This is a genomic window from Photobacterium lipolyticum (assembly GCF_003026475.1).
GTDB classification, from domain to species: Bacteria; Pseudomonadota; Gammaproteobacteria; order Enterobacterales; family Vibrionaceae; genus Photobacterium; species Photobacterium lipolyticum.
Genome location: NZ_PYMC01000011.1, coordinates 77,878 through 101,045, shown reverse-complemented (window position 1 = coordinate 101,045; position 23,168 = coordinate 77,878). Strand labels below are relative to the sequence as shown.

The window sequence follows — 23,168 nt, the reverse complement described above, 5'->3', positions numbered from 1 at the left end:
TGACCAGCAATTTGATCGCATGAAGGCCCGGTGCAAACCGGGCCAACTTGCAGGCCGATATCGAGGGGTTTACAATATCTGCCGTCTCTCAATCGCTTGGCTTACAGCATGTCTTACCAATGTCCACTTTGTCACTCCGCACTTGTTCAACATCCTCAATATTGGCGCTGTGAAAATAATCATCAGTTTGACCAGGCCAAAGAAGGATATGTGAACCTTATGCCTGCTCACCATAAAGGTTCTAAGAATCCAGGTGACAATCAGAAAATGATGCAGGCACGCCGCTTGTTCCTAAACACTGACCATTACAAACCATTGCGCGAAGAAGTCATTCGTCACCTAGACGAACAGCTTTCTGAAGATGCCGGGCAGTTACTGGATATTGGTTGCGGTGAAGGCTACTACACCTCTGAATTTACACGATTAAATGCCCGTCATCCCGAGCTGGCCGTTCATGGCCTGGATATCTCGAAAGTCGCCGTGCGTTATGCCGCTAAACGCTATAAAGACTGCCATTTCTGTGTCGCTTCAAGCCACCGCCTGCCTTATCAGGAACAATACTTCGATGCGATTGTCCGCATTTATGCCCCATGCAAAGCAGAAGAGTTACAGCGCACCATGAAAAAAGGCGGGGTTTTAGTGACCGTCACGCCTGCGGCACGCCATTTATATCAATTAAAAGAGCTGATTTACGATGGCGTTCGCTTACATGATATGGCACCGGAAGTCATTGAAGGCTTTGATCTGATTGTTGATCAGCAACTACATTACGACATGCAGTTAACCGGTGAAGAAGCGACCGCGCTGATGCAAATGACGCCATTTGCCTGGAAAACATCCACAGAGGTGTGGCAGCAACTGGCTGATGCACCGACGTTCAACTGCGAAGCCGATTTCGCAATTCGAGTTTATCGCCGCCAATAATCTCCATATGGTATTGACCGAGATGAAATTGAGCCTCAGTTTCATCTCATTTATCTTTCTGTACCGTCTACAATTATACCGACATAGTCTGAACCATTATGGGGCTGTAAAATAATGAAAAAATGGTTTCCGCTGGGATTAGTAAGTTTACTTATCGGCTGTGCCGGTCAACCCGTTTCGACCGCTACCTCAGCATCCCCCCTCGCGCCGACAATGTATGATTATTCAATCACCTCACCCCAAGGCACGCCGCTCAACTTAGTCGAACTCAGCCTGGCTATCAAAGATGCCGATATTATTTTAGTCGGCGAATGGCATGGCCACCCTGGCGTGCACTTAATGCAAGCGCAACTCTTCGCCCAACTTTATAGCCAGAATCCAAATATCACACTATCGATGGAACAATTCACCCGAGATCATCAACCGGTGTTGAATCAATATCTGGTTGGAGAAATTGGCGAGCAAACCCTGATCAAAAACGCTAAAGCATGGCCAAACTACATCAGCGATTACCGCCCATTGGTTGAATTTGCCAAACAGCACGATTTAGACGTGATTGCGGCGAATGCCCCCCAATTCATAGTGCGTTGTATCGGACAGAATGGCGCAGATTACCTGGATCGCCTGCCACAACATGAGCGCAGGTGGGTGGCTGAGCAGCTTACCCTGACGCCAGATGCGTATCAGACCCAATTTAACACTTTAATGCACCATGGTGATGAAGCTAAAACCCAGCACCAGTTTGCCGCACAAACCGCATGGGACGATACGATGGCAGAAAGCATGGTGAATTATCTGGCACAACACCCGGGTAAGCAGATCATTCATGTGGCGGGTAGATTTCATGTCGCAGAAGGCTTGGGAACGGCTTCTCGTATCAAAGCTCGCAACCCTGGTTTGGACGTGGTTATGGTAACGCCAGTTACTGAAACATCCCGTCTTTCCGCACAAGCACCAGATTACCGCGTCAATGTGATGCCGTTACCCGAAGACTATGTCAATAAAGATAACATGATGGCTGCGATGAAAGGGCTCCATGGCAGAAACTACGATTTGAAATGTCATAAATAGCCGCGAGAAGAACAGAACCCCATCGGCGGCCAGGCACATACCTCTTTTCATGGATTTTGAACCGGTCATCATTCATCAACATTGGTACTGGGGTTCTTGGGAGAGAGACCGCTAGTATCTCTATCACATCTAAAATATCCGATATTCCTTATCCTTAGCTGAACAAACATTATATTACCTAGTGATACGGTACTGATCGACACATCAACAAAATTCCAAATAAGCATAATTAACCACAAGCGTACTCGCCAACCAGTACTTAAACTAAATAAAGAATAGGGTTTGGTGACATACACTATCCAAGCAAAAAAAATCCACAGATACAACCTGCCGCTTGTTTCTATTTTGTTAAAAATTAGATGTTCTTTCTTTTCCCTTTACGATAAAACATTATTCTAATCAGGACAAAATAGCCTTAGGCAAGACGAAAATACCAACAACACGGATAAATGATCTCGCCATGATCTGAATAAAATAAATAGAAGCAAGGAGCTCGCAATGAAGGGAAAGAAACTGCTTACCGCAGCGTGTGTCGCAGCATCACTGGTATTATCAACATCAGCACTGGCCGATGTAGCAAAAGTCGCCGTATCACAAATCGTTGAACACCCGGCACTTGATGCGGCTCGTCAAGGTCTGTTAGATGGTCTGAAAGCAAAAGGGTATATTGAAGGAACAAACCTAGAATTCACCTACCAAACCGCGCAAGGTAACCCCGCCATTGCCGTGCAGATTGCCAAGCAATTTGTGGGTGAACGCCCGGACGTCCTCGTGGGTATCGCGACACCAACAGCGCAAGCTCTGGCAGCTTCTACCCGTTCTATTCCTGTTGTGTTTACCGCAGTGACCGATCCCCTCGGCGCTAAGCTGGTCAAGAACATGGATGAACCCGGTCGCAACGTAACCGGTTTATCGGATCTTTCTCCTGTCGCTCAGCATGTCGATTTAATGCAAGAACTTATCCCTGATCTGAAAAGTATCGGGGTTGTCTTTAATCCCGGTGAAGCCAATGCGGTTGCACTTGTTGAACTGCTGCGCGCAGCTGCGGATGCCAAAGGGCTGACCGTTGTTGAAGGCACCGCGCTTAAAAGTGCCGATGTTCAGTCTGCCGCACAAATTGTCGCTTCAAAAGCGGATGTTATCTATGCCCCAACAGACAATACGGTGGCAAGTGCCATTGATGGCTTAGTCAACGCGGCTAATCAGGCTAAAAAACCCATCATTGGTGCATCGACCACTTACATTGCCAACGGCGCGCTAGCCGCTTTGGGATTCGACTATTACCAGGTTGGCGTGCAAACGGCTGATTATGTCGATGCCCTTTTAAAAGGAACCAAAGTGGCAGATCTGCCCGTTAAAGTAGCCAAAGGCTCTGATCTGGCACTTAACCAGAAAGTGGCTGATCAACTCGGCATTACTTTTCCGGCTTCGGTATTAGAGCGTGCTACGACAATAGAGAAGTAAGTATTAAGTATCGAGAGGCGAGTGATTAGGAATATCTCGATACTCGCCTCTATCTCTCTAAAGACAAGGAGTGTTATAGATGTCTTTCTTTGCCTTCATCGGTACGCTGGAAATAGGTTTAGTCTATGGTTTGGTTGCCCTTGGGGTTTACCTGACCTTCCGGGTATTAGATTTTCCCGATCTGACTGTCGATGGCAGTTTTCCCATGGGTGCCGCTGTTGCGGCAACTGCAATTGTCGCGGGAGTAAACCCCTGGTTAGCCACCTTACTGGCGATAATTGCCGGAGGAATGTGTGGTCTGGTAACTGGCTTCCTGGCGATTCGTTGTAATATTTTACACCTGCTCGCCAGTATCCTGACCATGATTGCCGCCTTCTCGATCAATATTCGCATTATGGGACGCCCCAATCTTGCCCTACTGGGTGAAGATACCATTCTGACACCATTCGAAACCTTCGCCATGGACTACGGGTTCGACTCAGACCTGATGCGCTTACTGGTTGTAGCCCTGCTCGTCGGCTTCAGCGCCTGGTTCATTATTCGTCTGCTCGCCAGTGACTTTGGTTTAGGTCTGCGGGCAACAGGGGTCAATAGCCGCATGGTCAATGCCCAAGGTGGAAATACGGCACTATACACTTATCTTGGCTTAGCCCTTTCTAACGGCTTTGTCGGCTTCTCTGGTGCCTTGTTTGCTCAAACCAACAGCTTTGCGGATGTCACTTCCGGTGTCGGTACAATTGTTGTCGGCTTAGCGGCGGTTATTCTGGGTCAGACGCTGATCCCCGGGCGAAAAATCTGGGTCGCTGTTGTTGCAGTTATCGTGGGTTCAGTTCTTTACCGTCTGGCTGTTGCCTTTGCATTAAGCTCAGGCATGTTCGGCCTGCAAGCTTCTGATCTTAACCTGATCACTGCACTGCTGGTCGCTGTCGCGCTGATTGCCCCGCGTATGAAGAGCAGCTTTCACCGTAAAAAGAAACGCGTTGTTGCGGCAAAAAAAATGGCCTAGGAGGTAAAGCTAAAGATGATTGAATTAAATAATATCCGCGTTACCTTCAATGAAGGCACTATTTTAGAGAACCAGGCCCTGCGAGGCGTCGGTTTAATTGTCCCTGAAAAACAGTTTGTCACGGTGATCGGTTCAAACGGCGCGGGTAAATCAACCTTACTCGGCGCGGTGAGTGGTGAAACCCCGATGAGCAGCGGTCAGGTATTGATCGATAATATCGATGTCACCGACAAGTCGGTGCATGAACGCGCTCAGTATGCTGCCCGCGTTTTTCAGGATCCCCTTGCTGGCACCTGTGCCTCACTGACGATTGAAGAGAATATGGCGCTGGCCTATAAGCGAGGCAGTCAGCGCAGCTGGAAAATGGCACTTTCTTCCCATCGTCGAAAGCAGTTTCAGGAACGGATCAGTATCTTAGGCTTAGGGCTGGAAGATCGCCTGGGCGACAGTATTGGTCTGCTATCGGGTGGTCAGCGTCAGGCGGTAAGCCTGGTAATGGCAACCCTTGCTGACAGTAAACTGTTACTGCTTGATGAGCATACTGCGGCACTGGATCCGCGTATGGCGGCATTCGTTCTTGCTCTGACTAAAAAAGTGGTTGAAGAGTTCGACCTGACGGTCATGATGGTCACTCACTCAATGAAAGATGCGCTGGCCTATGGCGATCGCACTGTCATGCTCCATCAGGGCGAAATCGTGTTAGATGTTGATGGCCATGAACGTGACCAGATGGACGTGAAGCACCTGCTGGAAATGTTCAGCAAAGTACGCGGCGAAGAACTGGCTGATGATAGCCTGTTATTGAGTTAGCAGGGAACGAGTAGCGAGTAACGAGACACTAGTAGCGAGTAACGAGACACTAGTAGCGAGATGCGAGTAGCGAGATGCGAGATGCGAGATGCGGGGATCGAGTATCGCGATACTCGGTTCTGGGGTTCTGGGGTTCTGGGGTTCTGCAAGGAGGATTCAAAACCCGCTTACTTGCGTCAAGCTTTTCCGCTCTTTCCATAGAACCTCTCTTCCTCGTTACTCGTTTCTAGGAACTCGAAACGTCTTATCCCTAGAACCTCAGTAGCCCCGTTCTTTCCGCTCTTAATTAAAACCACCGCTCTAACGACGTCTTGTCCAATTGCTTAAATGCCCGGTTCAGCACTTCAGCCAGTTCCAAATAGCGAGGCTGCTTTTTCAATGGCTGCATCGCATATCCTTCATTTTTTATCTTTTCGTAAATTTCGCGATACCAAGTTGCTAATGACGGTGGAAGTACAGTGCGACTACGCTTGCCTAACCACCATAATCCCTGAAGCGGCATACTCAGCGCAAAAAAGGCCACGACAATAGCCTGAGGCAATGCATCATAGTTGTTGAACGCCATTTGGCTTAGCACACTCATCACTGCAATAGCCGGCATCACACGGGTCGCAAATTTTGTTGCTTTAATATATCGCGGCTCAGGGAACATCAAAGCGAGCTCTTTGCGTATCGGCCAGGTTGCCATATATTGCTGACCGTTTTGAAAATTCTGCCAGATCGTTTCTTGACTCATAAAACACCAACCATCAAAAAAAACTGTAAAAATTCAAATTTAGAGACAATAAAGTTGATTCAAATTAAATTATTCTAAAAATCTTTTTGTTATATTGCATAACAATCGCTATCCTTAGCGCGCCTTAAAGTAATTGTTGCCTGTATTTATCATTCTGGCAACCCATGGCGCTCTCAAGGATGACCCAGAATTGCGGGTTACTCAATTCTCTATTATACGGACAAAACGAATTTGACCCAGATTAGGTCGACTAAATAAATTGTCGTCTACTCTATGGGTACTTTTTTTATTCAATTTGAATATCAACTTTCAGACAGATTATAGGTAGTCACTCATGTCTAAGCTGGTTCTAGTTCTTAACTGCGGTAGCTCTTCTCTTAAGTTCGCAATTGTTGACGCTGTTTCAGGTGAAGAGCACCTGACAGGTCTTGCAGAATGTCTGCACCTTCCTGAAGCTCGTATCAAGTGGAAACTTGATGGCAAGCACGAAGCACAACTTGGTAACGGTGCTGCACACGAAGAGGCGCTAGCATTCATGGTAGATACCATTATTGCTTCTAAGCCAGAGCTGGCAGAAAATCTGGCCGCTATCGGTCACCGTGTCGTTCACGGTGGTGAGCAATTCACTAAATCTGCGCTTATTGACGACGTTGTACTTCAAGGTATCGAAGACGCTGCTACATTTGCACCGCTTCACAACCCAGCTCACATCATCGGTATTAAAGCCGCGAAGAAAGCATTCCCAGCACTGAAAAATGTCGCTGTGTTCGATACTGCTTTCCACACAACTATGCCAGAAGAAGCGTACCTATACGCACTTCCATACAACCTATACACAGACCACGGTATCCGTCGCTACGGCGCACACGGAACCTCTCATCTGTTCATTACGCGTGAAACAGCTAAGATCCTAGGTAAGCCAGAGAGCGAACTGAACATCATCAACTGCCACCTGGGTAACGGTGCATCTGTTTGTGCAATCAAGAACGGCAAGTCTGTAGATACTTCTATGGGTCTGACACCTCTTGAAGGCCTGGTAATGGGTACCCGTTGTGGTGATCTTGACCCTGCAGTTATGTTCCACCTACATGACAAGCTAGGTATGAGCGTTGATGAAATCAACACTATGTTCACTAAAGAGTCTGGCCTACTAGGTCTAACTGGCGTAACTTCTGACTGTCGTTTCGTTGAAGACAACTACGGTGAGAAAGAAGAAGCAACACGTGCCATGGACGTGTTCTGCCACCGTCTGGCTAAGTACGTTGCTGGTTACACTGCAACACTAGAAGGTCGTCTGGACGCTATCGTGTTCACTGGTGGTATCGGTGAAAACTCTGCACCAATCCGTGAGATGGTTCTGAACCGCCTTGCTATCCTGGGTGTGGAAGTTGATGGTGAGAAAAACCTTAAAGCGCGTTTCGGCGGCGAAGGTGTGATCACTACAGACAACAGCCGCGTACCGGCGATGGTTGTGTCAACTAACGAAGAGTTAGTGATCGCAGAAGATACAGCGCGTCTAGCTGAAATCTAATTCTAGCGATACTCTGCTGTGCCCTTGGGCTCAGCAAATAATGGCTGGCTTTGGCCGGCCATTTTTTCATGGTTTATCGTCTTTCACGATAGCATGACCTTTTTTTTTGTGGTGCTGCTCAATAACGATTAACAAATCATTATTGAACAGCACTGTATTGTTCAATAGTTTGAGGAATTCATAGTGTCCCGTACTATTATGCTTATCCCAGTTGGCGCTGGTGTTGGCCTAACTAGCGTTAGTCTTGGTGTTGTTCGTGCAATGGAGCGCAAAGGCGTTCTCGTTTCTTTCTTTAAGCCTATCGCCCAGCCACGTCACGGTGATACAGAGCCTGATCTGACAACAACGATCATCCGCGCTAACAGCGATATGAAAATTGCAGAACCATTTTCAATGGCACATGCAGAAGAACTTATCCGCAACGACAAGAGTGATGTACTGCTAGAAGATATTGTTGCCCGTTTCAAAGAAGCGACAGCTAATTCTGAAGTTGCCTTAATCGAAGGTCTGGTACCGACACGCAAGCACACATTTGCGAACCAGATTAACTATGAAATCGCGAAAACGCTGGATGCTGAAATCGTCTTCGTTGTAGCGCCGGGTACAGATAACCCAGCACAACTTAAAGAGCGTATCGAAGTTGCATGTTCTAACTTCGGCGGTACTAAGAACAAGCAAATCTCTGGCGTTATTGTTAACAAACTAAACGCACCAGTCGATGCAGAAGGCCGTACGCGTCCTGATCTGTCTGAAATATTTGACGATGCTGAAGCCACAACCCCTACTCATGTTGAAGTCATGCAGGTATTCAACTCTAGCCCAATCCGTGTACTTGGCTGTGCACCATGGAGTTCTGAGCTGATCGCAACACGTTCAACGGATATTGCAAAGCACCTTAACGCTGAGATTATCAACCACGGTGAGATCGCGACTCGTCGTATTAAGAGCATCACTTTCTGTGCGCGCTCTATCCCGAACATGGTTGAGCACTTCCGTCCGGGTTCACTGCTGGTCACTTCTGCTGACCGTCCTGACGTTATCGTAGCGGCATGTCTTGCTGCAATGAACGGCATGGAAATCGGTGCCCTGCTACTGACTGGCGGCTATGAGCTACCGAAGCCAGTGATGGATCTGTGTAGCCGCGCATTCAAGACAGGCCTGCCTGTCATGACGGCACAAGGCAACACTTGGCAGACGTCTCTGAACCTGCAGAGCTTCAGCCTGGAAGTACCCGCTGACGATAAAGAGCGTGTAGAGCTCGTTAACGAATACATGGCCAGCCACATTGATGGGCAGTGGATTGACTCGCTATCTGAAGGCTCTTCTCGCGAACGCCGCCTGAGCCCTCCGGCATTCCGTTACGAACTCACTGAGCTTGCGCGTAAAGCGGCTAAGCGTGTTGTTCTTCCTGAAGGTGACGAACCGCGAACTGTTAAAGCTGCGGCTATCTGTGCTGAGCGCGGCATTGCTGAGTGTGTGCTTCTTGGTAACCCGTCAGAAATCAAGCGTGTTGCTGAACAGCAAGGCGTAATACTTGGTGCCGGCGTTAAAATCATCGATCCTGACCTAGTACGTGAGCAATACGTAGCTCGCCTGGTTGAGCTACGTAAGAGCAAGGGCATGACAGACGTCGTTGCACGTGAAAAACTGCAGGATTCTGTTTTCCTTGGCACAATGATGCTAGAAAACGACGAGGTTGATGGCCTTGTTTCTGGTGCCGTACATACGACAGCTAACACAATCGTACCGCCGTTCCAGATCATCAAGACTGCACCGGATGCATCTATCGTATCTTCAGTCTTCTTCATGCTTCTGCCTGATCAGGTACTGGTATACGGTGACTGTGCAATCAACCCGGATCCAAACGCTGAGCAACTGGCTGAAATCGCAATCCAATCTGCAGATTCTGCAAAAGCATTCGGTATCGAACCTCGCGTTGCGATGATCTCTTACTCTACCGGTACTTCTGGTAAGGGTGCAGACGTCGATAAAGTTCGTGAAGCGACTCGCATTGCTCAAGAGAAGCGTCCTGATCTCGTCATCGACGGTCCTCTGCAGTATGATGCTGCAATCATGGAAAACGTAGCGGCTTCTAAAGCACCTAACTCTCCAGTAGCGGGCAAAGCAACGGTATTCGTATTCCCAGATCTGAACACGGGTAACACGACCTACAAAGCAGTACAGCGTTCAGCAGAACTCGTTTCTATCGGTCCTATGCTTCAGGGCATGCGTAAGCCGGTTAACGACCTTTCTCGTGGCGCACTGGTAGACGATATCGTCTACACCGTAGCACTGACTGCGATTCAGGCGAAACAAGCTGAAGACGCCGCTTAATAATTTGTTATTAGGCTGATACAGAAGCTAATCCAATAAAAACGGCCTCGCAATGCGAGGCCGTTTTTTTATGTTCTAAATAACTTTATTACAGCTATATTATCCCGATAGGGGTTATGTCTCACGCAGATAAATCAACCAGTAACCGATACCAACAAAAACGCCACCACCGATGATATTTCCGATCGTCACAGGAATGAGGTTGTTGATAATGAAGTTACCCAGAGTTAAGTCAGCAAAGTCAGCCGGGTTCATACCACTCATTTGCCAGAATTCAGGCGAAGCCAGTGTCTTGATGCCAATCGCCATTGGCACCTGAAACATATTTGCAATACAGTGCTCAAAGCCGGCAGATACGAACATCGCCACAGGCAAGATCGTAACCAATATTTTATCCGTCAGGCTTCGCCCACTGAAGGTCATCCAAACCGCAATACAAACCAGCACATTACACATAATACCAAGAGCAACCGCCTGGAAAAAATCGTGATGTAGCTTGTGCTGGGCAATCTTCATCGTATTAATACCCACACCGCCATCGGCTGACATATACTGTTTTGTTACCAGCATGATACCAACTAAAAGCAGCGCACCAATCAAGTTACCCACGTAGACCATTGTCCAGTTAACACAGAGACTCTTCCAGGTTATTTTTCCGCTAGCTCTGGCAACCAAGGTAAGTACAGAGCTGGTAAATAACTCGCCACCGGTAATAATGACCAGAATAAGGCCCAGACTGAAGGCAATCCCGCCAACCAACCGGGTCATGCCCCATGCCATATCACCGGCTCCGGTTGTTACGGTTGTATAAAAGACGAAAGCAATCCCGATATGAAGACCGGCTGTAATTGCCAGCATAAAGGATTTGATGGGATCTTTGGTCGCCTTACTTACCCCAATATCCGCCGCTTTTTCCGCCATTTGAGGCGGTAAAAGGGAATCAAATTGACCCTGACTCATAAACTCGCACCTGATACTCACTGAAACACATAAAAAAAGTGGCTGGATAGTGGACCTAATCCAGACAAAATTCAAGACTCGATCACAACAAAAACTCGATATAACCGAATCAATACCTCGAATATACCGAATCAACAGATTTAGTAAACATACTTCAACATTTCGGTAATTGTATTAATCAATTCGATCAAAAAAGCCCTCACAACCACCAAGCCATCGGCCTCCGTAATCTTGATGAGACCCACCATCCCTCAGCCATTCCCCATACCATTGCTGTACGCTGACCACTGCGTTATTTAGATACTGACAGTTACGGATACAAAGCGAGAGATTATTCTGACGTGGTCATGGCGCCGCGGCCATGTACATTGCGGGAGTGGGATCTAGAAAAGCGGCAGCTCAAGCCGCTTTTTTGCTCAGATAAGTTGGCTCTTATACCAACTCAGCCTGACAAACTATGTCACCTTGAAAGGTAACCACCTTAAGGGTATTGTCTTCCAGCAGGCCAAAGCTTGCTTGATATTCCCCTCGGGGCATGGTGACCGAGCCTGGGTTGAAAACAAAAAAATCACCTTTTTGCTCAGCCAGAGGAAGGTGGGTATGGCCAGAGACGATCACATCCCCCGATCTTAATCGCGGATGCTTATCGCCATTATAAAGATGGCCATGAGTCAGAAATAAGCGTCTGCCATGAGGCAACAGTACCAAGTTATAATCTGCCATCATTGGAAAATCGAGCAGCATCTGATCGACATCACTGTCACAATTTCCTCTCACCGCGATAATTTGATCAGCGTACTGATTCAATAATTCAGCCACTTCTGTCGGCGCATATCCTTGAGGCAACGCATTTCTTGGCCCGTGGTTTAACACGTCACCCAGCAAGATTAAGTGTTCAGCGCCACTTTGTTCAAAAGCAGCAAGCATGGCCCGGGTACTCACGGCACAACCGTGAATATCGGAAGCAAAAAATAGTTTCATGAGAAAAAACACAACATACGTAACAAGATAATCTGAAATAGTACGCCGATGGTGACGATATTTCTATTTCTGTATCCGTCTAATCTGTCAGGACTTCCTCGTGCAGCATTCCATTCAGCACAATATTATTGTAGCTAACCATCCCCATCACTTTGCCATCTTCTATCACCGGGGCTCGACTAATGCCAAACCGCTCGAACAGCCGTGCGCAATAACGCACATCCATAGAAGCATTCACAGACAAAGCGGGCTTAGTCATGATCTCATAGACATTGGTACGCTTCGGTGAATGATCCTGGGCCAGCACTTTCTTGGCAATATCATTCATCAACACAATGCCATATTCATCATCATCATGGCGTTTATTAACAATCAATGCCTTCACCTGACGCTCTTTGGCAATTACAATCGCCTCTGCCACCGTGGTGATCCCCTCTACAATGGCGTAGGTATTTGCCATCACATCCCGCACCCGAACAACTGGCTGTTTTCTCATAGCTTATCCTCCACGACCTTAGTCAGCTCTTCAACCTGGTGAGCGACACCTACGGCATCTTCGACATCTAACTGAACCGCAATCCCCTCTCCGTTTTTATTATCGAACTCTCCAACTTTTTCAATGGTTTCTAATATTGAGCGGGCAAGATGTTCTTCAACCACCAGTAATAACACGTCACGCTGTACTTCCAGGGTCAGGCCAAAAAAGGTTTTTCTTTTGCGTAACCCTTCACCGCGGGCATTATTGATGACTGTGGCCCCGGTAGCACCCGCCTCGCGAGCCGCATCCAGAACAGCATCGGTTTTTGTATCTTCGACAAAAGCGACTATTAATTTAAAACGCATTATTCAGATCTCCTTTGATTTCTCTCGCCAAGCCAGACCGACAACTGGGCATAACCCATCACTGTTATCATCGGAAATAAACTGGCAAAGGCAATCAAACCAAAACCATCTAACATCGGATTACGTCCAGGTACGGTAGACGCCAATCCAAGCCCAAGAGCGGTAACAATTGGTACTGTTACTGTTGAAGTCGTCACTCCACCGGAATCATAAGCCAGAGGAACAATCGACTTCGGCGCAAAGTGAGTTTGCACCACCACAATAATATAACCCGCCATAATGTAATAATGCAGTGGATCCCCCACTACGATACGGTAGCTGCCTAATGCAATCCCTACCGACACCCCCAGTGCGACAGCGATGCGTAATCCACTCACCTTGATCGTACCGCCGGATACCTGATTCGCTTTGATTGCAACCGCAATCAAAGACGGTTCTGCCACCGTCGTACTAAAACCAATGGCAGCCGCAAACAGGTATATCCAGTAATAATCTGACCAATGAATTTTGACCGGGATCAGCGCTCCTTCACCAAACAAAAAAGTAGGATCCGTCAGCTGCGTTGCCATTGATTCCCCTAACGGAAACAATGCCAGTTCCAACCCCATCAAAAACAGTGATAAACCCAGAATGACGTTAAAAAACCCAAGAGCAACTCGGTGCCAATTCGCTACCGGACGGCGCAATACGGCTAATTGAAAACCAAAGATGATGATCGCAATCGGCACCACATCCCTGATCGTCGTCAGCAATGTGTCAGTAAAATGGGTGAGGATTGAAGCGAACTGCGTCATTGCTATCCCTATTCCTCACTAACTCAAAAACATGCCGTACCCCATGACGAAAATCATCGGAGTCAGCGAAGCAAAGGCGATTAACCCGAAACCATCAACCATAGGGTTCCGTCCCTTAATCGAGGAGGCCAACCCCACCCCCAATGCCGTCACCAAGGGCACGGTAATGGTTGATGTCGTTACCCCTCCGGAGTCATAGGCAATCCCGATAATGCTGGGGGGGGCAAACCAGGTCATGGTCATCACCACGCCATAGCCACCGATAATCATCCATTGGATCGGCCACCCTTTCAGAATCCGGAGCACCCCGATCATAATGGCAAAACCAACTGAAAAAGCGACGGTTAAGCGCAAGCCAGATGCATAGTCCTCCTGGGCGGACTCATCCTTAGCGATCATCCCCCCTTCAGCGGCCACTTCTGCCGCTTCATTGGCAACGGCAGTCAAAGCAGGCTCAGCAATGGTGGTCCCAAACCCCAGACAAAAGGCAAAAATGAGTAACCAGGCCAAGCTCCCTTTACTGGCAAAAGCATGTGCCATTGTTTCCCCAATAGGAAACAATCCCATTTCTAAGCCGAAGATAAAAAATGTTAGCCCCATTACCACGAAAAGTAACCCGAGCAAAATGGTGCCCCACTCAGGTAAAGGCTGCTGCAAAACGGCCAGCTGAAAGAAGCTGATAACAGCAATAATAGGAAGTAAATCACGCAAACTCAGCAGCATGGATCGGAATAAGGCGACTATTGCTTTCACTCGCTCCCCCTTACCTGCTCGCGCAAATTTCAACCAATAGGTATATTAATAACCCTTTGCCTTACATAGACAACTTTTAATGCGTGAGTCGGGAAGTTAAGCACATAACTGAACACTGAACAGACAAAGATCTTGCCTTTGACGCGGAGAAAAACCATCCTGTTATCAGGTCTGCGTCAGTTATGGCCGAAGCTCTCCAAACAGCATTCCTTACCTTTGCGACATATCCTTGCTCGAAAGATTAACCCATTGAATAAAAAATAATTAAATAATGAGCAATAGCTATTGGTTATACTTATACCCAAACCACTTCAATTGGTATTAAGTACGTAATTAAGGATGAAGTACGACAATGAACATTCTAGTCACAGGTGGTACCGGGTTTATCGGCAAAGCACTGCTCCCTCATCTCAATCATGATCATGTCACCGTACTAAGCCGAAACCCCACGATGGCTTATCAGCGACTGGGTCATTATATCAAGGTCATTTCCAGTCTGGACAAACTCGACAATCTGAATAATTTCGACGTCGTTATTAACCTGGCTGGTGAACCCATCATCAATAAGCGCTGGAGTGACAAGCAGAAACAGATCATCTGTGAGAGCCGCTGTGCCATCACTGATGCTCTGGTGAAAAAGCTCAAAGAGAGCGATACGCCTCCTCATACTTTTATCAGCGGTTCGGCCGTTGGCATTTATGGTAACCAGAAATCAGATCCTTTCGATGAGAGCCTGAAGGTCAGTAGCAACGACTTTGCTCACTTAGTTTGTAAAAAATGGGAAGACGCGGCATTGGCCGCACAATCTGAACAAACCCGAGTTTGCCTGTTGCGTACCGGCATAGTACTTGCCAAACATGGCGGGGCTCTTGCCAAAATGTTACCGGCTTATCAACTGGGATTAGGCGGCCCCATTGGCAATGGCAAACAGTATTTTCCCTGGATCCACCTGCAGGATATGGTCAAAGGTATTTTATTTCTGATCAAACACCCGGACGCTCGGGGGGCATTTAATTTCACCGCCCCGAATCCGGTGACTAACAAGGAATTCAGTCAGACCCTGGCTACCGTACTAAGGCGGCCACACATCCTCTATACCCCGGCCTGGTTATTAAAACTCGGTCTAGGAGAATCTGCCGCTTTATTGCTTGATAGCCAGCGGGCACTTCCCGCTAAGCTGCTGGCTCAAGGCTTCCATTTCTGTTACCCAGAGCTGGAACATGCCCTGAGAGACACCCTGACCGTGTACCAATAACGTGCACCGCCTATCGTAACGGCTGTAGTAACTGCCTCAGCATGGTGCTGATCATCATCAGCACCATCCCAATGGCTGCTACCGGCAAGATCAACCATAATGTCGGATGCCATTGTACTGGCAGTTCAAACCCCCACTTTACCAGCGCCGCCACAACGGCTTCGGCCCCGGCGACGGCCATGATCCCGGCAAGCAGTGCCATGATGCCGTATTCCCCCCAAACCGTCGCAGAAATGCGCTTTTTACTGGCCCCCAAAGTGCGATATAGCTTTATCTCTTGCTGACGTTGCGACAGGCTCAATCGTAATAACGTCATGACTAACAGTAAGCCACTGACCACCCCGACCCCAGCCAGCACCGACAACGATAGAGAGACCTGCTGCAGCATCAATTGGATCCGTGAAGCCATCGTGCGCAGATCCAGCAGACTGACCGTGGGATAATCCCGTCCGAGCTGATTAACCAGCTCGTTCTGATCTTGCTCTATACGAAAACTGACCAGCCAGGTTGCAGGTAAATTCGCCATCACATCAGGAGTGAAGATAAAATAGAAGTTTGGTCGCATATTGCGCCATTCCACCAGGCGAATACTGTTTACGGTCGCTGAAAAGGGCTGACTGTTGACATTAAAGCTCAGCTCATCACCCAGCGAGATCCCTAGTCGCTCAGCCAACCCGGCCTCAACCGAGACCCCTGAGGTGGTGGTCCATTCACCCTCAACAATCTGATTATGGACAGGTAAGGTATCGCGCCAGGTGAAATTTAACTCTCGTCGCAGCGCTTCATCACGTTGCTGCGGATCTTGCTCCTCACCTAAGGCGTCACTGTTGTTAACCGCCACCAGACGCCCCCGGATCACCGGATATCCCTCAGATCGAGGCACCCTGTTTTTATCCAGATCTGCGAGGTAACGCTGCTGCTGGTCCGGACTGATATTAATCGCAAACACATTCGGCGCATCAACCGGCAAGGTATGTTGCCAGTCAGCCAGTAAATCCGTTCGCAACAACCAGATCACAGCCAGCAACATCAGCGAACTGGTGAGCGCAGCCAGTTGGGCGCCCGTCGTCAGGCGGCTACGGCCAATACGGCTCAGCGCCAGTGTCATAGCGGGCCCCCACTTTCCTTTGCGCAGCAACGACACCACCGCGACCCCTAAGATAGCTAACAGGAGCAGCACCACGGCTAACCCCGCCAGGGTCATCCACATAAACTTATTATCACCAAACCAGATCAGTGCTGCGGCAACGGGGAACAGTAACAAGCCGTAACCTTTGCGCGGTTTCGGCCAGTCAGCCTGCTGCTGAATAACTGAGATGGCGGGTGTATCCAATAGGCGAATAAGAGAAATCCCCACTCCGGGAACAGCCACCAGCAAAGCAACCAAAAGACTGATCAGTAATGGCGAGAACCCCATTGCCGGTAGTGGATCCGGTAAGACATCAGCCAAGGGCAAACGCAACAACGCTTCAAGCCCCCAACCGATAGACACACCAGCAACGGCAGCCAGCGAAAATAACATCGCCAGTTGCCCCGACAGCCACTGCCATAACCAGCGTTTGCTTGCTCCTAGACTCTTCATCATGGCAACGGTTTCGATACGCGTTGACGTATAATGCTGACACGTTAAGACCAGCGTTGCCGTCGCCATCATGATCACCAGGATCAGGGTAAGAGAAAGATATTGCCGTGCCCGCTCGATCAGTTCCCCCGTTCGGCCCTGAGTCGTTTCACTCAGCCAGCGCTGGCCCGGTTGTAGCTCGATGCCTTGCTGCAGCGCGGCTAACTTGTCGTCACTACCGGCAAAATAAGCCCGGTATTGCACTCTGCCACCCGGCTGAATCGCCCCAGTGCTAGCGATATCATCATAGTGAATTAATACCGCAGGCATCTGACTGAACGGATTGAAAGAGAGTTCCGGCTCTTGCTCAATTTTTCCTGACACTTTTAGCTCAGTATCACCAATCGCGACAACATCCCCTTGCTTCACTTCCAATAACGAGAACAGTCGCTCCGCCAGCCACAGCTCACCCGGCTGCACCCGGTTGCGTTTACCCTGCAAACTTTGCAGCACAAGCTCACCACGTAAGGGGAAATCACCTTCAACAGCCTTTACACTGACTAATTGCATCTGGTCCTCGCTGAAGGTCATGGTGCCAAAGCGGGTTTGCTGGGAAAGCGTCAGGCCAAGCTCCTCGGCTTTGCTGATCAATGACGGCGCGATCGGATTACCTGAAACCAGCACCAGATCAGCAGCAAGGACGGATCGCCCCTGATCCGTCATGATCTTTTCAACCCGAACCACCAGCGCGGCGAGAGCAAATACGCAAGCAATAATCAGGGTAAGTGCAACAGCGACCGGCCATAGCTGACCATGCCACAATTCTCGCCAGCTCCATTTTAATAGCAACCCTTGTCTCGGCTGCCCTGCCGCCTGACGGATACCACTATTTCCTATCATGCCGCCTCCACCTTGCCGCCATGGATCAACAAAGTACGGTCGCAGCGTTCAGCCAGCTGAGGATCATGGGTCACCAGCACTAAGGTGGTGCCATGGTCACGGTTTAACGCAAACAGTAAATCAATGATCGTCGCAGCCGTATGCTGATCAAGATTCCCGGTCGGTTCATCGGCAAATAACACCTTGGGCCGGGTCATAAAGGCACGCGCTAACGCCACCCGTTGCTGTTCACCGCCAGATAGTTGCGATGGCAAGTGCGTTTCGCGCCCGGTTAATCCAACCTGATGTAACAGTTCAGCAGCTCGCGCGACATCTCCCGCCTCCCCTTGAATAAGCGCCGGTAGCATGACATTTTCAAGGGCATTCAAAGACGGAATAAGTAAGAAGCTCTGGAACACAAAACCAATCGCATCACTGCGCAATGCTGCTCGCGCCTCATCATCCAATTGTGAAAGCACGTTACCGAGCAATTCAATTTCACCAGAGCTTGGAATATCCAGCCCGGCCAGCAGGGTCATCAATGTCGATTTACCGGCCCCCGACACACCAACTAAAGCAATTGCCTCTCCCTGCTCGACCTCAAGAGAAACATCCTGCAAAATGGTCAGTGATGACGTTGCCGTCGTCACCTGTTTGGAAACAGATACTGCCTTAATCACGGATGTTGACATAATGCGAATCCTTTCAGTTTTATTGGTCTTTTTATTTTCACTCAACGCCTGGAGCAACACGCTATTGGTCGTTGGTGACAGCCTGAGCGCAGGTTACCAAATGCGAGCAGAACAGAGCTGGCCGGTACTATTAGAGCCGATGCTACAGCAGCAAGGGCATGAAGTGACCGTCGTTAATGCCAGTATTTCTGGTGATACGACCGGTAACGGATTAGCCCGGCTGCCAGCCTTATTACAGCAACATAACCCAGATTACGTCATTATTGAGCTGGGTGCGAATGATGGTTTGCGCGGCTTCCCGCCAGCCACCATCCGCAAGAACCTCAGCCAGATGATAATCCAAATTCAGGCGATGGATGCCAAGGCCCTGCTGATGCAAATCCATGTCCCCCCGAACTACGGTAAACGCTACAGCGAAACATTCAGGACAATTTATCCGCAACTCAGCAAAGAATTTGCAACACCGCTACTACCTTTTTTCCTGGAAAGGATCATTTTAAGGGATGAATGGATAATGGCAGATGGCCTTCACCCTAAAGCCGTTGCCCAGCCCTGGATTGCTGAATTCATGGTTTCACAATTAATCCCTTACCTTTAATACGGACAGTTATGACAACCTCAATACTTATTACCGGTTGCAGTACTGGTATCGGACGCCACTGTGCCCTGGCACTTCATCAGGCTGGCTACATGGTTATCGCCAGTTGCCGCCGCGCTGAAGACGTTGCCGAACTTCAGGAACTGGGACTGCATTGTGTCCAGCTCGATCTCAACTGCAGCCAATCTATTCGGCATGGGCTGGCAGAGACATTTAAAATTACCGGCGGCAGATTAGATATCTTGTTTAATAATGCCGCTTATGGTCAACCAGGCGCACTGGAAGACTTGCCTACCCAGGCACTGCGTGAGCAATTTGAAACCAACCTGTTTGGCTGGCATGAATTAACCAAAGCGGTGATCCCGTTGATGTTGCAGCAAGGCAGCGGGAAAATTGTTCAGAACAGTTCGGTACTGGGGCTGGTGGCCATGAAATACCGCGGCGCTTATAACGCCAGCAAGTTCGCTCTGGAAGGCTACACCGACACGCTGCGACTGGAGCTGGCTGATACCCCGGTTGAGGTAAGCCTGATTGAACCCGGACCTATCAGGAGCCACTTCAGGGAAAATGCCAAACAGAAGTTCGAGCAGTACATTGATATTGCGAATTCCCGCCACCTGCCGAGTTACCAAAAGACGCTGGATAGATTGGGCAAATCTGCGCCAACTAATAAATTTACGCTCTCTCCAGAAGCCGTTTTGCATTCATTGTTACACATAATTAACAATGATAAGCCAAAGCCTCGCTATTTCGTTACTCAGCCAACTTATCTGTTCGGCTTCCTACGTCGACTACTGCCTACGCGCTGGTTGGATAAATTACTGGTAAAAAGTAGCTAAACCTCATGACTGCTGGTATTGAAAGCTATGCGCACGATTGGATGCTAAAACCAAGCTGTGTCCTTTATCTTGTTGTAACCACGCCTGTAAACAGGTAGAAAACCATGTAATCCTGTTCAAAAACAGCTCAGATTAACACTCATAAACCAAAGAAATAGCCCTTAAAGCCAGTCATTTGTTAAACATGACAAAAAAGCACAATAACGTCACATTAGTGTCATATAAAAAGAGTACCTTACTGGGTGTAGGCTGAAGGAAACCCGTATCACTCATTTTCTTCCGGCACGTTCAACGAATGATCAAATGAGGGTGTAGTTATGACATTGCGCCAGATAAACCTGCTTTGTGTCTTCGTGACACTCGCGTTGCTGTTAACATTCCAAAACTAAAAAGGAGAGCTATCAATGCTCTCCTTTTTTCCTTGCCGCCTGCACTACTTCTTGATAATCCTGAATCTATCCCCATATATTTAATATCCACCACATTCAATAACGGGTTATTCCGTAATGAATATACCGTTACTTAATGCGATAGATATAACTAAACAGTCTATGGAATGAATGGCATGTACGAAAATTTAGCTATTGAACTGAATGAACAAAACCTGCAACAAGTGATTGAGCAATCGATGCAAACACCCGTTGTCATCAGCTTTTGGGCCCCCTCAGTGCCTGAAACAGCGGAAGTTAATGCCCTGCTTGAAAAAATCACTGCGCAATATCAGGGACAACTTGTACTTGCAACTCTGGACTGTGAACAGCAACAAGCGGTCGCTGCACAATTTGGCGTTCGGGGCCTGCCAACGGTTGCCCTGTTTAAAAACGGCCAGCCGGCAGATGGCAGCGCGGGTCCGCAAACCGAAGAAAGCTTACGTACAATGCTAAGCAAGCACTTACCCAGCCAGGAAGAGATGCAGCTGAAGCAGGCGTTAGCTCTGGTCGACAATCAGGATTATGCACAGGCACTACCTGTACTTCGCCAGCTTGCAACCTGCTTCCCGAAAAATAGTATTGTCGCTTTAGCCATTGCTGAATGTTTAGTTGAAACAGCACAATTTGATGAGGCTGAACCCCTGTTAGCAACCGTGCCGATGCAGGATCAGGATTCTAAATTCAAAGGCTTAATGGCAAAACTTGAGCTGCACAAACAAGCAAGCGATTCACCGGAAATTCGTTCACTGGAAGAGAAATTGGCAACTAACTCGGCTAATGCTGAAGTCTCTTTTGACTTAGCAGTGCAATATAGTCAGGTAAATCGTCAGGAAGAAGCCCTAGAGCTATTAATTACGATTCTGCGAAAGGATCTGAATTTCGCAGACGGTAACGCAAAGAAAACGATGATGGATATTCTGGCCGCACTGGGTCAGGGCAATCCTGTGGCAGGCAAATACCGTCGCCAACTCTATTCGCTGCTTTACTAACAGATAAAAAACGCTTCATCTAGAAAAGGCCATGATGATATTGGCCTTTTTGCCTCATACCTCAAGATGGCAAAAGACGGCAGATATTGATATAACAAAAGTCGGCTCTTTAATGGTCTGAACTTATCATGTTTAAATCGTTACTTTCAAAAGCACTTCTCATACTGCCTTTTTTCTCCAATTCGGCTTTAGCTGAACCCATTGTATGGCTGGCTAAAGATGCTCAGCGCCAATTCGTTATTCTTGGCTCCATCCATGCCGGCACAGACACCATGTACCCATTGCCCAAGGCTTTTTTGCAGCAGTGGCAATCAACAGACGGGTTGATTGTCGAGGCCAATATTCTGAATCCACCGCCAATGGATATCGAGACTTCAGGGCCACCATCTCATAGCCAGTTAACCACTGATGAGATGAGGAAACTCACGGATATAGCCAATCAACTAAATCTGCCTTACCGAGTTCTTAGCAATAACCCGCCCTGGTTAACCGTCGTGAGTCTGCAAATGGCACTGTCCAATCATCTAGGATTAAATGCGGAACAAGGGATTGATTATATTTTGTTAAAAAGAGCAGAAAATCAGGGCCTACCGATTTTCGAACTGGAAAGTATCGAACAGCAATTAAGTCTGCTGCAAGATTTACCGGATCATGGGAAAGAAATGCTGGTAAGTACAATCAATGAATGGGAGCAAATGCAAGGTGAATTATCTTGTTTGATCGATGCATGGCAGGCCGGTGACAGTCAGCAACTCATTCAATTATTTGAAGATAGTCATTATTCAGATGAAACCGATAATCGACTTATTTTTAATAGGAATCAGCATTGGGCAGAGACATTAAGCAACGATAAACAATATCTGCAGGGACACTATGTGGTTGTCGTGGGTGCATTTCACCTCTTTGGCGAACAAGGCTTACCTAATTTACTTAAGCAACGCGGTTTTACCGTTACGCGTTTGACTCAGGAAAAGTCCGCTAACTGCAACTAGTACCTTGACTCATTAATTATGATTGATTGAACAGATTAGTTTTTATCGATGAAGCCAAACCGTCGTCATCCTCGCTCTTTGTCATCCATTGAGGCGCTTAATGTTGGTCTTTTCATTATCGATTGGATTTACAGTAGCGATTATCGGGGATCCACAGCCCACTGAACCTTCCGCGCATGATGGATCCCTGATAACCGCCAGATGAGTTTTGAGAAAGCCTGCAAGTTCAGTGTTTGGCGGTTTCTGGGATGACGGACTTCGACTGTTTTAATCAATCATCTTCACTTTTTTGATCGAAAAAAGCCCCGTCTTTCGACGGGGCTTTTTAATGTGGTCGGTGAAGAGGGATTCGAACCCCCGACCCTCTGGTCCCAAACCAGATGCGCTACCAAACTGCGCTATTCACCGAACAGTTTTAGGCTTATTGCCAAGGAAATGTATGCATTACCTGAATATGGGGTGGCTAACGAGGCTTGAACTCGCGACAACCGGAATCACAATCCGGGACTCTACCAACTGAGCTATAGCCACCATTGTAAGTGGTCGGTGAAGAGGGATTCGAACCCCCGACCCTCTGGTCCCAAACCAGATGCGCTACCAAACTGCGCTATTCACCGACATCAGTAACGAGATACTAGATTCTAGATTCTAGGTACTCGACACTAGATTCTAGATTCTCGACACTTTTTATATGTTTCAAATCTTACCAGATTGTTCTGCCCGAT

At 48.1% G+C, this 23,168-nt stretch carries 21 protein-coding genes and 3 tRNA genes; 12 read left to right on the top strand and 12 right to left on the bottom strand.

Annotated elements, in window-relative coordinates; translation table 11 throughout:
- The first annotated feature begins 108 nt into the window (after positions 1 to 108).
- The 5 genes from rlmA (at position 109) to C9I89_RS15500 (ending at position 5,275) form a co-directional block, all read left to right on the top strand.
- Positions 109 to 924 (top strand): 23S rRNA (guanine(745)-N(1))-methyltransferase, encoded by an 816-nt coding sequence (gene rlmA / locus C9I89_RS15520; RefSeq protein WP_107284230.1) that lies wholly within the window; start codon positions 109 to 111, stop codon positions 922 to 924.
- A 114-nt stretch (positions 925 to 1,038) separates the two neighbouring features.
- Complete coding sequence (locus C9I89_RS15515; RefSeq protein ID WP_107284229.1) at positions 1,039 to 1,995, top strand: ChaN family lipoprotein; 957 nt, start codon at positions 1,039 to 1,041, stop codon at positions 1,993 to 1,995.
- A gap of 498 nt (positions 1,996 to 2,493) precedes the next feature.
- Positions 2,494 to 3,459 (top strand): ABC transporter substrate-binding protein, encoded by a 966-nt coding sequence (locus C9I89_RS15510; protein ID WP_107284228.1) that lies wholly within the window; start codon positions 2,494 to 2,496, stop codon positions 3,457 to 3,459.
- Between the two features lie 79 nt (positions 3,460 to 3,538).
- Entirely contained in the window at positions 3,539 to 4,465 is a 927-nt protein-coding gene (locus C9I89_RS15505) for an ABC transporter permease (RefSeq protein ID WP_107284227.1), read from the top strand.
- Positions 4,466 to 4,480: 15 nt separating this feature from the next.
- Positions 4,481 to 5,275: an ABC transporter ATP-binding protein gene (locus C9I89_RS15500; RefSeq protein ID WP_107284226.1), complete on the top strand. Its 795-nt coding sequence runs from the start codon at positions 4,481 to 4,483 to the stop codon at positions 5,273 to 5,275.
- A 286-nt stretch (positions 5,276 to 5,561) separates the two neighbouring features.
- On the opposite strand, the gene yfbV is transcribed toward C9I89_RS15500, so the two are convergent.
- Positions 5,562 to 6,011: a terminus macrodomain insulation protein YfbV gene (gene yfbV / locus C9I89_RS15495; RefSeq protein ID WP_107284225.1), complete on the bottom strand. Its 450-nt coding sequence runs from the start codon at positions 6,009 to 6,011 to the stop codon at positions 5,562 to 5,564.
- 334 nt (positions 6,012 to 6,345) lie between these two features.
- Between yfbV and C9I89_RS15490 the strand changes: the two genes are divergently transcribed.
- Both C9I89_RS15490 and pta read left to right on the top strand, forming a co-directional pair.
- On the top strand, positions 6,346 to 7,542 hold the full coding sequence (locus C9I89_RS15490) for an acetate kinase (protein ID WP_107284224.1): 1,197 nt from the start codon (positions 6,346 to 6,348) through the stop codon (positions 7,540 to 7,542).
- A 183-nt stretch (positions 7,543 to 7,725) separates the two neighbouring features.
- Complete coding sequence (gene pta / locus C9I89_RS15485; RefSeq protein WP_211315266.1) at positions 7,726 to 9,876, top strand: phosphate acetyltransferase; 2,151 nt, start codon at positions 7,726 to 7,728, stop codon at positions 9,874 to 9,876.
- 114 nt (positions 9,877 to 9,990) lie between these two features.
- Here pta and focA read toward each other — a convergent pair whose 3' ends face one another.
- The 6 genes from focA to C9I89_RS15455 all read right to left on the bottom strand — a co-directional run bounded on the left by focA (position 9,991) and on the right by C9I89_RS15455 (position 14,207).
- Positions 9,991 to 10,836 (bottom strand): formate transporter FocA, encoded by an 846-nt coding sequence (gene focA, locus C9I89_RS15480; RefSeq protein WP_107284222.1) that lies wholly within the window; start codon positions 10,834 to 10,836, stop codon positions 9,991 to 9,993.
- Positions 10,837 to 11,268: 432 nt separating this feature from the next.
- Entirely contained in the window at positions 11,269 to 11,817 is a 549-nt protein-coding gene (gene yfcE, locus C9I89_RS15475) for a phosphodiesterase (protein ID WP_107284221.1), read from the bottom strand.
- A 79-nt stretch (positions 11,818 to 11,896) separates the two neighbouring features.
- Positions 11,897 to 12,313 (bottom strand): CBS domain-containing protein, encoded by a 417-nt coding sequence (locus C9I89_RS15470; RefSeq protein WP_107284220.1) that lies wholly within the window; start codon positions 12,311 to 12,313, stop codon positions 11,897 to 11,899.
- A complete protein-coding gene (locus tag C9I89_RS15465) occupies positions 12,310 to 12,660 on the bottom strand; it encodes a P-II family nitrogen regulator (protein WP_107284219.1) in 351 nt (116 codons plus the stop codon). Before C9I89_RS15465 ends, C9I89_RS15470 begins: the two co-directional genes overlap by 4 nt.
- On the bottom strand, positions 12,660 to 13,454 hold the full coding sequence (locus tag C9I89_RS15460; RefSeq protein ID WP_107284218.1) for a DUF1538 domain-containing protein: 795 nt from the start codon (positions 13,452 to 13,454) through the stop codon (positions 12,660 to 12,662). Before C9I89_RS15460 ends, C9I89_RS15465 begins: the two co-directional genes overlap by 1 nt.
- 18 nt (positions 13,455 to 13,472) lie before the next feature.
- Entirely contained in the window at positions 13,473 to 14,207 is a 735-nt protein-coding gene (locus C9I89_RS15455) for a DUF1538 domain-containing protein (protein WP_107284217.1), read from the bottom strand.
- Positions 14,208 to 14,559: 352 nt separating this feature from the next.
- Here C9I89_RS15455 and C9I89_RS15450 point away from each other — a divergent pair, with 352 nt between their 5' ends.
- Complete coding sequence (locus C9I89_RS15450) at positions 14,560 to 15,462, top strand: TIGR01777 family oxidoreductase (RefSeq protein ID WP_107284216.1); 903 nt, start codon at positions 14,560 to 14,562, stop codon at positions 15,460 to 15,462.
- A 10-nt stretch (positions 15,463 to 15,472) separates the two neighbouring features.
- Here the strand turns inward: C9I89_RS15450 and C9I89_RS15445 are convergent, their stop codons facing one another.
- Positions 15,473 to 17,923, bottom strand: a complete 2,451-nt coding sequence (locus tag C9I89_RS15445; RefSeq protein WP_107284215.1) for an ABC transporter permease — start codon at positions 17,921 to 17,923, stop codon at positions 15,473 to 15,475.
- The gene (locus tag C9I89_RS15440; RefSeq protein ID WP_107284214.1) at positions 17,920 to 18,594 is read right to left on the bottom strand and encodes an ABC transporter ATP-binding protein; all 675 of its coding nucleotides are present in this window, start codon (positions 18,592 to 18,594) and stop codon (positions 17,920 to 17,922) included. Before C9I89_RS15440 ends, C9I89_RS15445 begins: the two co-directional genes overlap by 4 nt.
- On the opposite strand from C9I89_RS15440, the gene tesA reads away from it, so the two are divergent.
- The 4 genes from tesA (at position 18,593) to C9I89_RS15420 (ending at position 22,443) form a co-directional block, all read left to right on the top strand.
- Entirely contained in the window at positions 18,593 to 19,192 is a 600-nt protein-coding gene (tesA, locus tag C9I89_RS15435; protein ID WP_146155075.1) for a multifunctional acyl-CoA thioesterase I/protease I/lysophospholipase L1, read from the top strand. The genes C9I89_RS15440 and tesA overlap by 2 nt on opposite strands.
- A gap of 11 nt (positions 19,193 to 19,203) precedes the next feature.
- Positions 19,204 to 20,031, top strand: a complete 828-nt coding sequence (locus C9I89_RS15430) for an SDR family oxidoreductase (RefSeq protein ID WP_107284212.1) — start codon at positions 19,204 to 19,206, stop codon at positions 20,029 to 20,031.
- A 565-nt stretch (positions 20,032 to 20,596) separates the two neighbouring features.
- Positions 20,597 to 21,451: a co-chaperone YbbN gene (locus tag C9I89_RS15425; protein ID WP_107284211.1), complete on the top strand. Its 855-nt coding sequence runs from the start codon at positions 20,597 to 20,599 to the stop codon at positions 21,449 to 21,451.
- Positions 21,452 to 21,579: 128 nt separating this feature from the next.
- Complete coding sequence (locus tag C9I89_RS15420) at positions 21,580 to 22,443, top strand: TraB/GumN family protein (RefSeq protein WP_107284210.1); 864 nt, start codon at positions 21,580 to 21,582, stop codon at positions 22,441 to 22,443.
- 331 nt (positions 22,444 to 22,774) lie between these two features.
- Here C9I89_RS15420 and C9I89_RS15415 read toward each other — a convergent pair.
- The 3 genes from C9I89_RS15415 to C9I89_RS15405 form a co-directional block, all read right to left on the bottom strand.
- Positions 22,775 to 22,851 (bottom strand) — tRNA-Pro (locus C9I89_RS15415).
- Positions 22,852 to 22,898: 47 nt separating this feature from the next.
- A tRNA-His gene (locus C9I89_RS15410) sits at positions 22,899 to 22,974 on the bottom strand.
- Positions 22,975 to 22,983: 9 nt separating this feature from the next.
- Positions 22,984 to 23,060 (bottom strand) — tRNA-Pro (locus C9I89_RS15405).
- Positions 23,061 to 23,168: the final 108 nt, after the last annotated feature.

Excerpts from the sequence above, each read along its gene's own strand:
- rlmA (WP_107284230.1), top strand. The coding sequence starts at position 109 with ATGTCTTACCAATGTCCACTTTGTCACTCCGCACTTGTTCAACATCCT.
- C9I89_RS15515 (WP_107284229.1), top strand. The coding sequence starts at position 1,039 with ATGAAAAAATGGTTTCCGCTGGGATTAGTAAGTTTACTTATCGGCTGT.
- C9I89_RS15510 (WP_107284228.1), top strand. The coding sequence starts at position 2,494 with ATGAAGGGAAAGAAACTGCTTACCGCAGCGTGTGTCGCAGCATCACTG.
- C9I89_RS15505 (WP_107284227.1), top strand. The coding sequence starts at position 3,539 with ATGTCTTTCTTTGCCTTCATCGGTACGCTGGAAATAGGTTTAGTCTAT.
- C9I89_RS15500 (WP_107284226.1), top strand. The coding sequence starts at position 4,481 with ATGATTGAATTAAATAATATCCGCGTTACCTTCAATGAAGGCACTATT.
- yfbV (WP_107284225.1), bottom strand. The coding sequence starts at position 6,011 with ATGAGTCAAGAAACGATCTGGCAGAATTTTCAAAACGGTCAGCAATAT.
- C9I89_RS15490 (WP_107284224.1), top strand. The coding sequence starts at position 6,346 with ATGTCTAAGCTGGTTCTAGTTCTTAACTGCGGTAGCTCTTCTCTTAAG.
- focA (WP_107284222.1), bottom strand. The coding sequence starts at position 10,836 with ATGAGTCAGGGTCAATTTGATTCCCTTTTACCGCCTCAAATGGCGGAA.
- yfcE (WP_107284221.1), bottom strand. The coding sequence starts at position 11,817 with ATGAAACTATTTTTTGCTTCCGATATTCACGGTTGTGCCGTGAGTACC.
- C9I89_RS15470 (WP_107284220.1), bottom strand. The coding sequence starts at position 12,313 with ATGAGAAAACAGCCAGTTGTTCGGGTGCGGGATGTGATGGCAAATACC.
- C9I89_RS15465 (WP_107284219.1), bottom strand. The coding sequence starts at position 12,660 with ATGCGTTTTAAATTAATAGTCGCTTTTGTCGAAGATACAAAAACCGAT.
- C9I89_RS15460 (WP_107284218.1), bottom strand. The coding sequence starts at position 13,454 with ATGACGCAGTTCGCTTCAATCCTCACCCATTTTACTGACACATTGCTG.
- C9I89_RS15450 (WP_107284216.1), top strand. The coding sequence starts at position 14,560 with ATGAACATTCTAGTCACAGGTGGTACCGGGTTTATCGGCAAAGCACTG.
- C9I89_RS15445 (WP_107284215.1), bottom strand. The coding sequence starts at position 17,923 with ATGATAGGAAATAGTGGTATCCGTCAGGCGGCAGGGCAGCCGAGACAA.
- C9I89_RS15440 (WP_107284214.1), bottom strand. The coding sequence starts at position 18,594 with ATGTCAACATCCGTGATTAAGGCAGTATCTGTTTCCAAACAGGTGACG.
- C9I89_RS15430 (WP_107284212.1), top strand. The coding sequence starts at position 19,204 with ATGACAACCTCAATACTTATTACCGGTTGCAGTACTGGTATCGGACGC.
- C9I89_RS15425 (WP_107284211.1), top strand. The coding sequence starts at position 20,597 with ATGTACGAAAATTTAGCTATTGAACTGAATGAACAAAACCTGCAACAA.
- C9I89_RS15420 (WP_107284210.1), top strand. The coding sequence starts at position 21,580 with ATGTTTAAATCGTTACTTTCAAAAGCACTTCTCATACTGCCTTTTTTC.